Source organism: Moraxella sp. CTOTU49803, assembly GCF_032097965.1.
Lineage (GTDB): Bacteria > Pseudomonadota > Gammaproteobacteria > Pseudomonadales > Moraxellaceae > Faucicola > Faucicola tetraodonis.
Map to the genome: position 1 here is coordinate 642,137 of NZ_DAMCJP010000001.1, position 12,808 is coordinate 654,944.

At 44.0% G+C, this 12,808-nt stretch carries 11 protein-coding genes; 9 read left to right on the forward strand and 2 right to left on the reverse strand.

The genetic code is table 11. The annotated features are described in order from the left end of the window. The first annotated feature begins 277 nt into the window (after positions 1-277). The 7 genes from pheA to RT422_RS02915 all read left to right on the forward strand — a co-directional run bounded on the left by pheA (position 278) and on the right by RT422_RS02915 (position 7,870). Entirely contained in the window at positions 278-1,378 is a 1,101-nt protein-coding gene (gene pheA, locus RT422_RS02885) for a prephenate dehydratase (RefSeq protein WP_313421211.1), read from the forward strand. A 54-nt stretch (positions 1,379-1,432) separates the two neighbouring features. Then, positions 1,433-2,518 (forward strand): histidinol-phosphate transaminase, encoded by a 1,086-nt coding sequence (hisC, locus tag RT422_RS02890; protein ID WP_065263655.1) that lies wholly within the window; start codon positions 1,433-1,435, stop codon positions 2,516-2,518. Between the two features lie 4 nt (positions 2,519-2,522). Next, the gene (locus tag RT422_RS02895; RefSeq protein ID WP_313421212.1) at positions 2,523-3,425 is read left to right on the forward strand and encodes a DMT family transporter; all 903 of its coding nucleotides are present in this window, start codon (positions 2,523-2,525) and stop codon (positions 3,423-3,425) included. Next, a complete protein-coding gene (locus RT422_RS02900) occupies positions 3,426-5,660 on the forward strand; it encodes a bifunctional prephenate dehydrogenase/3-phosphoshikimate 1-carboxyvinyltransferase (protein ID WP_313421213.1) in 2,235 nt (744 codons plus the stop codon). It begins immediately after the preceding gene. Between the two features lie 125 nt (positions 5,661-5,785). Then, a complete protein-coding gene (rarD, locus tag RT422_RS02905; protein ID WP_313421214.1) occupies positions 5,786-6,754 on the forward strand; it encodes an EamA family transporter RarD in 969 nt (322 codons plus the stop codon). Between the two features lie 11 nt (positions 6,755-6,765). Beyond that, positions 6,766-7,293: a dihydroneopterin aldolase gene (folB, locus tag RT422_RS02910; protein ID WP_284034021.1), complete on the forward strand. Its 528-nt coding sequence runs from the start codon at positions 6,766-6,768 to the stop codon at positions 7,291-7,293. 40 nt (positions 7,294-7,333) lie between these two features. Next, a complete protein-coding gene (locus RT422_RS02915; RefSeq protein WP_313421215.1) occupies positions 7,334-7,870 on the forward strand; it encodes a hypothetical protein in 537 nt (178 codons plus the stop codon). Here the strand turns inward: RT422_RS02915 and RT422_RS02920 are convergent. After that, entirely contained in the window at positions 7,867-9,573 is a 1,707-nt protein-coding gene (locus RT422_RS02920; protein WP_313421217.1) for a sigma-54 dependent transcriptional regulator, read from the reverse strand. The genes RT422_RS02915 and RT422_RS02920 overlap by 4 nt on opposite strands. Before the next feature lie 159 nt (positions 9,574-9,732). Beyond that, positions 9,733-10,014 (reverse strand): hypothetical protein, encoded by a 282-nt coding sequence (locus RT422_RS02925; RefSeq protein WP_159676279.1) that lies wholly within the window; start codon positions 10,012-10,014, stop codon positions 9,733-9,735. A 372-nt stretch (positions 10,015-10,386) separates the two neighbouring features. Here RT422_RS02925 and RT422_RS02930 point away from each other — a divergent pair, with 372 nt between their 5' ends. Further along, entirely contained in the window at positions 10,387-11,436 is a 1,050-nt protein-coding gene (locus RT422_RS02930) for a ribonuclease Z (protein ID WP_284034024.1), read from the forward strand. 222 nt (positions 11,437-11,658) lie between these two features. Then, on the forward strand, positions 11,659-12,780 hold the full coding sequence (locus tag RT422_RS02935; RefSeq protein ID WP_096488902.1) for a Re/Si-specific NAD(P)(+) transhydrogenase subunit alpha: 1,122 nt from the start codon (positions 11,659-11,661) through the stop codon (positions 12,778-12,780). Positions 12,781-12,808 lie beyond the last annotated feature (28 nt).

The following is a 12,808-nucleotide window of genomic DNA, read 5'->3' on the forward strand; positions in this document are numbered from 1 at the left end:
TTTCTATTTTGCAAGTATTTGTTAAGCTGCAAGCAGAAAAATCCAATTTTTTTTAGGGTATGCCAAAAATATTGTGTCTATATCACTATTTGTGATGAAAAAGCGCCGAGCGAAACTCGATTAACAGGCGTGATTTGTGCTAGTATTAGGCAATTTCTGCTATAAAGCCATTTGGTAACTTTATATATTTCAAGGTATATTTCAAGCTAGGCTGCCTGTGATTTATGACCCTCAATCCTATCGCGCAGGTCAGTGTTGACTGTTGAGTTGTAATTTTATGAATGAACAAACGATGAGCAATGATGAATTAATTGGACTTCGCCAAAAAATTGATGAAGTGGATGAAAAAATCCAGCGACTAATCAACGAGCGAGCAGACTATGCGGTGCAAGTAGCCAAAGCCAAAAAGACGCAAGAGGACAATCCGATTTTTTATCGCCCAGAGCGAGAAGCACAGGTGCTAAAAAAGGTGATGGCGCGTAATGAGGGTCCACTCCCTGCCGATAAAATGGCACGTTTATTCCGCGAAATTATGTCAGTGTGTTTAGACTTAGAAGCCCCACAAAAAATTGCTTATTTGGGCCCTGCAGGTACCTTTACCCACATGGCAGCGCTGAAGCATTTTGGCAAAGCCGCCACCACAGTGCCGCTATCGACCATTGCTGATGTGTTTCGTGAAGTGGAAGCAGGCTCTGCGATGTATGGCGTCGTCCCTGTGGAGAATTCGTCAGAAGGCGTGGTCAACCATACCCTTGATGGCTTCTTATCCTCCGATCTGAAAATCATTGGCGAGGTGGAATTACCGGTGCATCATCAGTTTTTGGTGGGTGAGCATACCAAAGTGGGCGCGATTTCAAAAATTTATGCCCACAGCCAAGCGCTTGCCCAATGCCGCCAATGGTTAGATACCCATTATCCCAATGTCGAGCGGGTCGCAGTCTCTAGCAATGGTGAAGCGGCGCGGCGTATCAAAAATGAGTGGCACTCAGCCGCCATTGCAGGGGAAGTGGCAGCAAGCGAATATAATTTGCACAAACTATTTGAAAACATCGAAGATACCCCGTCCAATACCACACGTTTTTTAATCATTGGCCGCGAAGCAGTAGCGCCGTCAGGTCAAGATAAAACCTCGATTTTAGTGGCAGCCAAAGATCAGGCGGGCGCGCTGATTCAAATATTGCAGCCACTCGCAAAACATGGGGTGTCAATGACCAGTATCGAAACCCGCCCAGAGCGTCCAAACAAATGGGCGTATGTGTTCTTTATTGATATGCTCGGTCATATTGACGATGCCAATATGCAAGCCGCCCTCGCTGAGATTCGCCCGCAAGTCAAAGATTTACGGGTATTAGGCGCTTATCCAAAAGCGGTGATTTAACCGTTTTTGGCAATAAAATTTTATCAGTATCAATCATCAACTAAAGGTTTTGATATGACGATCCAATCGGTCAATCACAGTATTGAGCAGTTAAAAGCTTATGAAATGGATAAATCCAATGAAGAGCTGACCCGTGAGTATGGCTTGGGTGACATTGTCAAATTGGCGAGCAATGAAAACCCAACCGGCTGCTCACCACACGTGACCTTGGCAATCACGTCAAAACTGGGCGAATTATCGCGTTATCCCGATGGCGCAGGGCAGGGGCTTAAACAAGCCTTAGCCGATTTTTTGGTCTGTGAAACAAAACAAATTGTGTTGGGGAATGGCTCTAATGAATTACTCAATAACATTACCGCAAGCTTTGCCGATGGCGATGATGTGATTGTGTATTCTCAATACGCGTTTTCGGATTACGAATTGGCGTCTTTGGGTATCAATGAGCGAACCCAACAAGTCGCTGCCAAAAATTTCGCGCATGATTTGCCTGTGATGCTTGAGACCGTCAATCAAACCGCCAATTGTAAAATGGTGATTATCACCAATCCCAACAACCCTACAGGCACCGTGCTCGCCAAAGATGATCTGATTAAATTCATCAAAAAAGTGCCATCGAAGGTGTTGGTGGTGATTGATGAAGCTTACATCGAATTTGTGCCAACGCTCAGCTGTGTAGATTTGACCCAAGAATATGACAATATCATTGTGCTACGTAGCTTTTCCAAAGCTTATGGACTGGCAGCCTTGCGCATAGGTTATGCAGTAAGCAGCGCAAGCATTGCCGAGATTTTAAATTATACGCGCCAGTCGTTTAATACCAGTACATTGGCGCATGCCGCCGCCACAGCAGCGATTAAAGACCAACATTTTATTAACCAATATTTGGCGTTTAACCATGAGCAAAAACAAGCCTTGTATGATGGCTTGGATAGCTTAGGTGTCGTCTATGTCAAATCAGCCACCAACTTTGTGATGGTCAATGTCGGCGATGGCATGGATATCTACCAAACTTTGATTGAGCAAGGCGTGGTAGTGCGACCGATGGTTGGGTATGGTCTGCCAGCCTGGATACGCGTGAGTGTGGGTTTGCCTGAAGAAATTAACCGTTTTTTAGATACGTTGGCGCAGGTATTGAGCTAAGCCGATGTTAGAAAAAAGGTTAGAAAAAAATCGTGAAGTATTTTGGCATTTTTTAGCGTTATTTGTGGTCATCGTTTGGGGAACAACATTAGCAAGCACTAAGGTGTTGCTGGCGGATATGTCACCCATTCAGATTTTGCTGTATCGGTCGTTATTTGCCTATGGATTATTGTTTGCCATGTCACCTAGACTGCAAACCTTTAGCAGTGTAAAAAACGAAGTGTTGTATTTTTTGTCGGGGCTGTGCGGTATCACCTTGTACTTTTTGCTAGAAAACACCGCATTGCTATATACCTATAGCAGTAATGCGGCATTGCTAGTCACAGCATCCCCCTTGTTTACGGTGCTGATTGCCAGTTTTATCATTAAAACCCATGCCTTTAGCAAGTTGCTGTTGATTGCCTGTGTGATGGCATTGGTTGGCGTGGCGTTGGTATTGGCGAATCAGCCGATGAGTTTAACCAATGGCATGCTGGGTAATATTTTGGCAATATTAAGTGGGTTGGCATGGTCGTTTTTTGGGTTTGCTAACAGTGCCATTAAAGATGCGCTCAACCCGATGGTACGCATGCGTAAAGTGTTTTTGTATGGCATAATCACCGCATCGCTGTATATGCTTGTGACAGGTGAAGCCTTTATCAACCTTCACGCGTTTACACCCATGAATCTGGCAAATTTGCTATTTTTAGGGGGTATCGCTTCCGCTTTGTGTTTTGTATTATGGACCAATGCCAATAAGCATTTGGGCGTGGTAAAAACCTCGCTGTATATTTATTTTATTCCGTTCATTGCGGTATTGTTGGGCGTGGTTTTATTGGGCGAAACAATCACCATCAGCACTATGTTGGGTGGGATTTTGATTGCGTTGGCAGTCTTTTTAGCAAATTATAAAAAATCGGTAAGTTAAATGTTTGAAAAAGTGTGTTTTATTGGGCTGGGGCTCATCGGCGCAAGTTTGGCACAAGCCATGCGTGATAAAAAATTGGCCAAATCAATTGTGGCGGTCAGCCGTTCACAATCAACCATTGATAAAGGTATCAACTACGGACTGCTTGATGCAGGATTTGATGATGCTACGCTTGCGGTGCAAGGGTCAGATTTGGTGGTAATAGCCACGCCGGTGCAGGCGGTCAAAAAGATTTTTGAACAAATCAAACCCTTTATTACCGATAAAACCATTATCATGGATGTGGGCAGTACCAAAGGCAATATCATTGCAGACGCCAACGCGGTGTTTGGTGAGGATATGCCCAAAGGTTTTGTGCCCGCCCATCCGATTGCAGGGGCAGAAAAATCAGGGATTGATGCGCGTAATGCCAAACTATTTGATAACCATAAAATTATCTTAACGCCGCTAGATACCACCAGCAAACAAGCGGTTAAAAAAGTGATTGCACTATGGGCGCAGACTGGCGCAGAAGTGGTGACCATGCCAGCGGATTATCATGATAAGGTGCTCGCGCGTACCAGTCATTTACCCCACTTGCTCGCCTACAATCTAGTCGCGCAACTAGCCAAGCATAACGACAATATGGATATTTTTCGTTTCGCGGCGGGTGGTTTTCGGGATTTTACCCGTATCGCCGCCAGCGACCCAACCATGTGGCATGATATTTTTTATGCCAATAAAGCCGCGCTACTCGATGCCATTGATGAATTTAGTGAGCAGTTAAGTCAGTTGAAAGCAATTATTGAGACCAATGATTCTGAGCAGATGCTGGGTATATTGACCCAAGCCCAAGCCGCTCGACAACATTTTGGACATATGTTAAATAAAACGCCTTATTTGGAAAAACAAGCCATGAAGCAAACTTACATTATCGCCCCAGCGCAACAATTTGAAGGCAGTCACACCGTCGCAGGTGATAAGTCTATTTCTCACCGTTCAATTATGTTTGGTTCGTTAGCCAAAGGCACCACCACAGTGACAGGGTTTTTGGAAGGTGAAGACGCACTCGCTACTTTGCAAGCCTTTCGTGATATGGGGGTAGTGATTGAAGGACCAAACCAGGGCAGGGTAGTGATTCATGGGGTTGGATTACATGGGTTAAAACCCTCGCATGATCCGCTATACATGGGTAATTCAGGCACCAGTATGCGCTTGTTATCAGGTATTTTATCGGCACAAAAATTTGATTCAGTGATGAAGGGCGACCCGAGTTTATCCAAACGTCCCATGGAACGCGTTGCCAAGCCTCTGCGTGAGATGGGCGCCAAAATCCAAACCACAGGCGAAAAAGGCACGCCACCGATTAGCATCACCGGCAATCAAACTTTAACAGGTATCAGCTATGAAATGCCGATGGCATCAGCACAGGTCAAATCGTGTTTGCTGTTAGCAGGGCTATGGGCACAAGGTACTACCACAGTGATTGAGCCAGAAGTGACGCGCGATCACACCGAGCGCATGCTGACGGCATTTGGTTATCCTGTGACAGTGTCAAAAGTGCACAATGGCAATCAAATTAGTGTTACAGGGGGCGGCGAATTAACGGCATGTGATATCGCAGTGCCTGCTGATATTTCATCCGCGGCATTTTTTATGGTGGCAGGCGCCATCGCCCAACAAGGCAATGTGACCATCAACAAAGTGGGCATCAATCCCACGCGCACCGGCGTGATTGATATCTTAAAGCTGATGGGTGCTGATTTGACATTGACCAATGAAACCACCGTCGGCGGTGAGCCAGTTGCCGATATCGTGGTGAAATCTTCAAAGTTGCAAGGTATTGAGATTCCTGAGCATTTGGTGCCACTTGCTATTGATGAATTCCCTGTGCTGTTTGTGGCAGCAAGTTGTGCCACGGGTAAAACAGTCCTCCATGGCGCAGCTGAACTACGCGTTAAAGAATCTGACCGTATTCAAGTCATGGCAGATGGGCTAAAAACCTTAGGAATTGCATGTACTGTACTCGATGATGGCATTGAAATTGAAGGTCGCGGTGATGTGGCACAGGTGTTTGGCGGCGGTGAGATTGAATGTCACCATGACCATCGCATTGCCATGAGTTTTACTGTGGCAAGTTTGCGCGCAAGCGATACGATTACCATTCATGGTACTGAAACGGTCAATACTAGCTTCCCCAACTTTGCTGAACTGGTCAATAGTGCAGGATTGCAAGTTAAAGTAGTGACTGACTAAAACCTAGGTGAGCTAAATTTGTATCACTGTCGCAAGTCTTTACATGGATGACATGAAAACTAAGATAGACTATGACTTTCTTAGTTTTCGCTTTTTTATAAAAAATAAAATTTATCGTTGTGTTAATGAAAAATCAAATCCCCGAAAATCAAACAATTGATATCATCAATAGTGACATTTCGACCCGTGTCGTTGATATTACTGACCATGAAAAACCAACCATAGTGACCACCCCCAGAGGGGTATTGACCGCACTGGCTGCTTTTTTAATTTGGGGGTTTTTCCCCCTGTATTTTAAGCTACTCAAAGATTATGATGCGATTGAAATCATTGGGCATCGAATTATTTGGACGTTTGTCACGATTTTATTAATCATGACAGTGACCAAAAACTGGCACTGGGTGAAAGTGATTGAAGCCAACCCAAAATGGCTACTTTATACTGCCGTTTCAGGGGCGATTATCTCAGTCAATTGGCTGGTGTATGTGTGGGCGGTCAATCATGATCAGATTTTGGAAGCCAGTTTGGGCTATTATATTGGTCCGTTGATGGGTATTTTACTATCGCTAGTGGTCATCAAAGAAAAACTGCGTCCTTTGCAATGGATGGCAGTGATTTTGGCAGCGATAGGCGTGGCGATTCAGTTGGTCGTGCTGGGTAAATTGCCGTGGGTATCGTTATTGTTGGCGAGTAGCTTTTCTGTATATGGTTTGATGCATCGCCATACCCCGCTTGACGCGCTGTCTGCGATGTTTATCGAAACGGCGCTATTAGTGCCGGTATTTATTGGCTGGTTTGCTATGCATGATGTTGCTAGTAGTCAATTAGATTTTTGGCTGTCGCCATCAATTTTTTTATTGATGCTTGCAGGGCCAGTGACCTTGATACCGCTATTGATGTTTAATAAAGCTACCAAAATGGTCAACTTTAGTTTATTGAGCTTTTTAAATTATTTGACCCCGTCCATGATTTTTTTATTGGCGATATTTTTGTATCATGAGCCTTTTAACATTTATAAATTGATTACCTTTGCCTTTATTTGGACAGGGTTGGTATTTTTTAGCTATGATTTAATCAAACAACGAAATACCTAACGAGAGTAAAAATGACCACACCAGAAACCACCCAACAAACTAAGCTTGAAACGCCCCATGATACCACGCAAGCCCCCACACAAAAAACCATGCATGAATCACTATATTCAGCGGCGGATGCCTTGCACGCGATTGCAAACGAAAAGTCCAACAATCAGCCAATCAAACTGACCGGTAATTCAACAGATACGGTGTTTGTCAAGGGTCTCAAGGTCGATGCTGTGATTGGCGTGTATGAGTGGGAGCAGCAAATAACCCAACCGTTGATTTTTGATATTGAAATGGTGGGCTGTCAATACCAAGCGTCGCAGACTGATAATATTCAAGATGCCATCAATTATAAAAGTGTCAGTGAGCGCGTGGCTGAAGTGAGCATTGCCAATAAAGTCGCGCTGTTAGAGCGGTTAGCGCAATTGGTCGCTGAGATGATTTTGGCAGAATTTGCCCCAGAAAAAGTCACAGTAACGATTCACAAACCCACCGCCATCAAACAAGCCGATAGTGTCGGGGTTAAAATTACCCGTTTTCAGCAAAATTAATTAGCCTAAGCAAAAAATATGTTTATTTGAGCATTTGAGTATGAGTGTACCACCGCGTGATGTCATAGTCATCGAAGCCTGTGTTTTGTCGTTAGCCAGTAATGTCAAACAACCTTATTATTTAGCAAAAGCCAAAGACTGGCTGCAAAACTTTGGCACTTTGACCCTCAGTGCAATTCATCCCAGTGAAGATACCTGTAGTGATGACAATTTAAACAAGCAAACATCCAATACACCGGTTTATTTTAACCAAGTGGCTTATTTAAACTTTGCGCAGCCCATAGATTATTGGCAGTGGTTACAACTCACCAAGAAGTTTGAACAGCAACAAGACAGACTTCTGTACCAAAAACCCGCTGTTACGTTAGACATCGATATCATTGCGGTAAAATGCCTGCATCAAATTGATAATATCGACAATAAGCTCGATGAAAAAGGCAATCGATTCGTACTATTCGCTCAATCAGCAAACCAGTGGTTAGGCATCCGCCGGCGTTTTCCGTTAGCTTGTTATGACCAAGTAGGGATAGTAGATTTATCAAAAAATATCGATTTGTCTTTTATCCGAAGTTTTTAATCCTCATCGCTATCACTATCACTATTAATATCACTGCCACTATCAATGCCCAATTTTTTCATACGGTAGCGCAGTGAGCGAAACGTTGTATTTAATAATTTGGCGGCTTGGGTGCGATTCCAACCACTGCAGTTGAGCGCCGCGATAATGACTTTTCGTTCTTGATTCATCAAATATTCTTCAAGCCCTTCTTCAGGCAGCTGACCTTCCTCAGCAGAGGGCTGGGCTAGATCGGGCGCATTGATATCCTCTATCGGCGCATCTAAAGTTAACGATTCAAGGGTTAACGCATCATGGGTGGATTGGGTTGGTGTGGGCGCAAGTTGAATATTGGGTTTGACTTTGTAACCACTTGCAAACAAGTTGCTGCTATAGGAAGTATTGATGGGGCTGTTGGAAGCGGATTTAGCTTCAGCTAATGGCACAACTTTTGGCGTGCTCGGTTGACTCGGTATTGATAAGACGGGGTGATTGGAGTTTTCTGTGATTTCATGAATTTTTTGGATTTCATGGATTCTAGGAGTGTCAGCCGGTACGTTGGCGGCTGATAATGGCAAATTCAAATGATGGGCTTCAATCACATTATCATCAGCTAGGGTAATCGCGCGCTCTAAGATATTTCTTAATTCACGCACATTGCCTGCAAAGTGATGGTTTGTCAATTGAACCGCGGCTTCATTCGATAATGTCAGTGGCTGCGCTAGTCCCCAATCGTCTGCAATCAAAGCGATAAAATGATTGGCTAACAGTAAAATATCATCACGCCGTTCATTGAGACTTGGTAATTTTACTTCAATCACGTTGATGCGATAATATAAATCTTGTCTAAATTCACCCGTTTCGACAAGCTTAGCCAAATTTTTATGGGTAGCGGATAAAAGGCGCACATCCACGGCAATCTCTTGGGTGCTCCCAATGGGGCGGATTTTCTTTTCTTGAATGGCGCGTAATAATTTGACTTGCATGGAAATCGGCAAATCCGCTACTTCATCCAAAAATAGCGTACCGCCATTTGCTTGTTGGAATAACCCTTCTTTATCTGCGGTAGCGCCCGTAAAGCTGCCTTTTTTGTGCCCAAAAAACTCGCTTTCCATCAACTCTGATGGGATGGCGCCGCAGTTAACAGGCACAAAATTGGCAGAGCAGCGCGGGCTTAAATCATGAATCAGCTTGGCAACGACTTCTTTACCGGTGCCCGATTCTCCCCACAAAAATACGGGCGCTTGGCTACGCGCCAATTTTTGGATGGTGGTTTTGAGCTGGGTAATGGCGTTAGATTGTCCGATTAAGCGATTGCTGAAAGGATCATAGACTTCTTTACAATTAAGTTTATGGGTATTTTCTGCTACTTTTAAGGCGTTTTCGACCAGTTGGCGTAGCCGTGATAGCTCAAGTGGCTTGTTGACAAAATCAAAGGCGCCCAATTTTAACGCTTCAATCGCCAAATCCATGCTACCGTGGGCGGTAATCACTGCCACGGGGGTTTTGGCATAATTTTTACTGATAAATTTAACGATATCTAGTCCTGTGCCATCAGGAAGTTTAAGATCGGTTAAGCAAAAATCAAAATTATACGCTTGAAGATGGCTGATGCCGGTGGCATAGTCATAGGCGACTTTGGATTCAATGCCCATTTTTTTGAGTGTCATCTGCATCAAGCGACACAAATCTACTTCATCATCAATAATCAGCGCTAATGCCATACAGATGCAAAACCTTTAACACAAAGTAATTAGAGGGATTATAGCTCTTCGCTTGTTTTATCGTCAGTCAGCTATGGCAAAACAAGCTAGTGCAGACGTTATAGCGGGCTAACTTATGATAGCCCAGCTATTTGCTAGCTCAGTCACTTACTAACTCATTCACTTGCTAGTCTCTGACTCACAAGCACCTTTGGTGACGCTCATAGTCTTGTCCATAGCATTGACGCCATTATTTGCCATACAAGCGTTGCCATAGGTTTGATAGCGGACGATGCCATTATTGATGGTCTTGACGCAGACAGGATCATATTGCATGGTGCACATCATCTCAGGTTTCTTAATTGGCTGAGGCATAGGTTGGGGGTTTTGCTGATCTGAGCTAACAGCTTGGCAGCCAAATAAACTTAATGAGAAACAGAGTGGGGTAAAAAACTTGAACATAGCATTCCTTATTTTGTTCCGTAAGTGATACAAGAGATGATATAAGCGGCATTGAGTATACCAAAACTATATGAAGTCATCCTCAATAATAACCCGCTTGCCAAATTATTATTGCTATTATGTGTTACCAAATCTTTAAAACGTAAACGGGCAGCCAGCCGTTGGATCCGTAATAAAGCACGCCCCAAATCAACCTATCGCCAAGTACAAGGCTAATGGTTAAAGGCTAGGGGTTAAGGGTTAAAAAGATGCGTTGAAGTCAATGTCATAGCCCAATCAAAAGTTGTTGTGAAATTTGTTAGCGCATTTTATAGTTAAATTTATGAAAAATTCAATATAAAGATAAGTAATACGTTTGACAATGAGGTAATCATGTTAACACTCACTTTTTTGGGCACATCTGCAGGGATACCCACCAAACACCGCAACGTCACCGCGCTTGCTGTATCACTCATCAATCCTTATAGCAAAGCAAAAAATGTCCCTTGGATATTGGTGGACTGTGGGGAAGCCACCCAGCATCAATTACTCAAAACCCCGTTGTCCGTGATGCAGCTAGCGTTAATTTGTATCACCCATGTGCATGGCGACCACTGTTATGGCTTGCCAGGGTTACTGGCAAGTATGGCGATGAGTGGACGCAAGCACCCATTAACCCTCATCGCCCCACAAGCCATTGCTGATTATCTTGCCGCCGTGCAAGCCACGACAGCGCTGATGATAAATTTTGACATTAATTTTATCGCCATTGACAATAGAGTGCAGGGGGATAGTTACCCACCCATCATCCTGGATTTGACAGATGACCATCAGCTACAAGTTGACGTGATTGCGCTATCACACCGTATCCCTAGCCATGCCTTCAAATTCACCCAGCGACTGTCCAAAAAAACCTTATTGACCCAAAAACTCACCGAGCTTAACGTGGTAGATAAACGGCTATGGGGCAAACTTAAGTACGGTATTGACGTCAATCTAGATGATAACACCTTGCTAAAATCCGCGGATTTTGTCACTACCACGCTGCATAAAACCGTGCTAATAGTCGCAGGCGACAATGACTCACCTGAGCTATTAGCAAATGCCATATCAGATACCGATGTGCTAGTACACGAGGCAACCTATACCCAAGCAATCGCTGATAAACGAAAAGTAGCCCCTAACTATTTTGACCCCATGCATTCAACCGCCAAGCAAGTTGCCGAGTTTGCGCAGCTATCACAATTAAAAAACCTGATTTTGACCCATTTTAGCGCGCGTTTTCAACCTGTTGATAAACCTAGTAGCAAAACTTTGAATATGTCACATATTCGGGCAGAAGTTGCTGCCAGTTATCAAGGTAACTTTTGGCTTGCGCAAGATTTTGATGAATTTGAAATCAATAACGGTAAGGTTAAAAAGCGCAATAGACCGCTAGATTAACCTTCAACAAGCCATCGTATTAAAAGAAAATTTTGTAAAAAGTTTTATTGATAACTTTTTTTTATACGCACCAGTCAAATTTACTTGTTATTCCGCCTAGAATTATTTTGCATAATTAATTATATTTATGGTAATTTAATTATCATTTTTTTAATTTATAACTGACTTAGCCAATCGCCAGTTGTAGATTGAGAAGCCAACCGAACCGCTTGAGGAGAGTGTATGCAAATTGGTGTACCAAAGGAAACTGCATTATATGAAAATCGGATTGCGATTACCCCCGATACCATTAAAAAGTTCATCAAGTTGGGTCACAGTATTGTGGTCGAACGTGATGCGGGTAAAGGTTCGTTTATTACCAATGATGCGTTGGAACAAGCAGGGGCGCAAATTGTTGATGATGCGATCTCAACAAGTGATGTGGTGCTCACGGTCAATAGCTTACCGATTGAAAAAATCAACCAGCTAAAACAAGAAGCGATTGTTATCGGCATGATGAATCCGTATCGCAATGCCAATTTGCAGGACTATGCCAATCGCCACGCCAAAGTATATGCCATGGAGCTATTGCCGCGAACTTTGTCGCGGGCACAGAACATGGACGTGCTGTCATCCCAAGCCAACTTGGCAGGCTATAAAGCGGTGATTTTGGCTGCCAACCAGTTTGGTCGTCCTTTCCCCATGTTTATGACATCGGCAGGTACGGTGAAACCTGCGCGTATTGTCATCCTAGGCGTGGGCGTCGCGGGTCTGCAAGCGATTGCCACCGCCCGTCGTTTGGGTGCCGTTGTAGAAGCCAGTGACTTACGTCCCACCGTGCGTGATCAAGTGGAGTCAGTGGGTGGTAAATGGCTCGATGTTCCCATGAGTGATGAGGAAAAAGCCAAAGCCAAAGACACAGGCGGCTATGCCTGGACACCGTCTGAGCAATATATCAAAGACCAAGCCGCGGTTGTCGATAAAGCAGTCAGCCAAGCAGATATCGTGATTACCACGGCTCAAATTCCTGGTCGCAATGCGCCGCGTTTGATACACCAAGCTACCATCGATAAAATGAAATCTGGCTCAATTTTACTCGATATGGCAGTGGAAACAGGCGGTAACGTAGAAGGCTCAGTGGTCGGACAAAATATTATCACCCCAAACGGTGTCACCATCATGGGTGTACCCAATATTCCATCGACCTTGGCGGCACAGTCATCGGCATTGTATGCCAACAACTTGTATAACTTTTTTGCAACCTTGATGGATGACAATAAAGCGTTTGCGCTCAATCCAGAAGATGAAATCCAAAAAGCCTTGCTGGTTACTAGCCAAGGTCAAGTATTGTTAGCCAGTCGCTAACCTAATTTTCATTTAATTTTACCTATCG

Coding starts and splice junctions, on each gene's coding strand:
- RT422_RS02935 (WP_096488902.1), top strand. CDS start 11,659: ATGCAAATTGGTGTACCAAAGGAAACTGCATTATATGAAAATCGGATT.
- RT422_RS02915 (WP_313421215.1), top strand. CDS start 7,334: ATGAGTGTACCACCGCGTGATGTCATAGTCATCGAAGCCTGTGTTTTG.
- RT422_RS02895 (WP_313421212.1), top strand. CDS start 2,523: ATGTTAGAAAAAAGGTTAGAAAAAAATCGTGAAGTATTTTGGCATTTT.
- RT422_RS02920 (WP_313421217.1), bottom strand. CDS start 9,573: ATGGCATTAGCGCTGATTATTGATGATGAAGTAGATTTGTGTCGCTTG.
- rarD (WP_313421214.1), top strand. CDS start 5,786: ATGAAAAATCAAATCCCCGAAAATCAAACAATTGATATCATCAATAGT.
- folB (WP_284034021.1), top strand. CDS start 6,766: ATGACCACACCAGAAACCACCCAACAAACTAAGCTTGAAACGCCCCAT.
- pheA (WP_313421211.1), top strand. CDS start 278: ATGAATGAACAAACGATGAGCAATGATGAATTAATTGGACTTCGCCAA.
- RT422_RS02930 (WP_284034024.1), top strand. CDS start 10,387: ATGTTAACACTCACTTTTTTGGGCACATCTGCAGGGATACCCACCAAA.
- RT422_RS02925 (WP_159676279.1), bottom strand. CDS start 10,014: ATGTTCAAGTTTTTTACCCCACTCTGTTTCTCATTAAGTTTATTTGGC.
- hisC (WP_065263655.1), top strand. CDS start 1,433: ATGACGATCCAATCGGTCAATCACAGTATTGAGCAGTTAAAAGCTTAT.
- RT422_RS02900 (WP_313421213.1), top strand. CDS start 3,426: ATGTTTGAAAAAGTGTGTTTTATTGGGCTGGGGCTCATCGGCGCAAGT.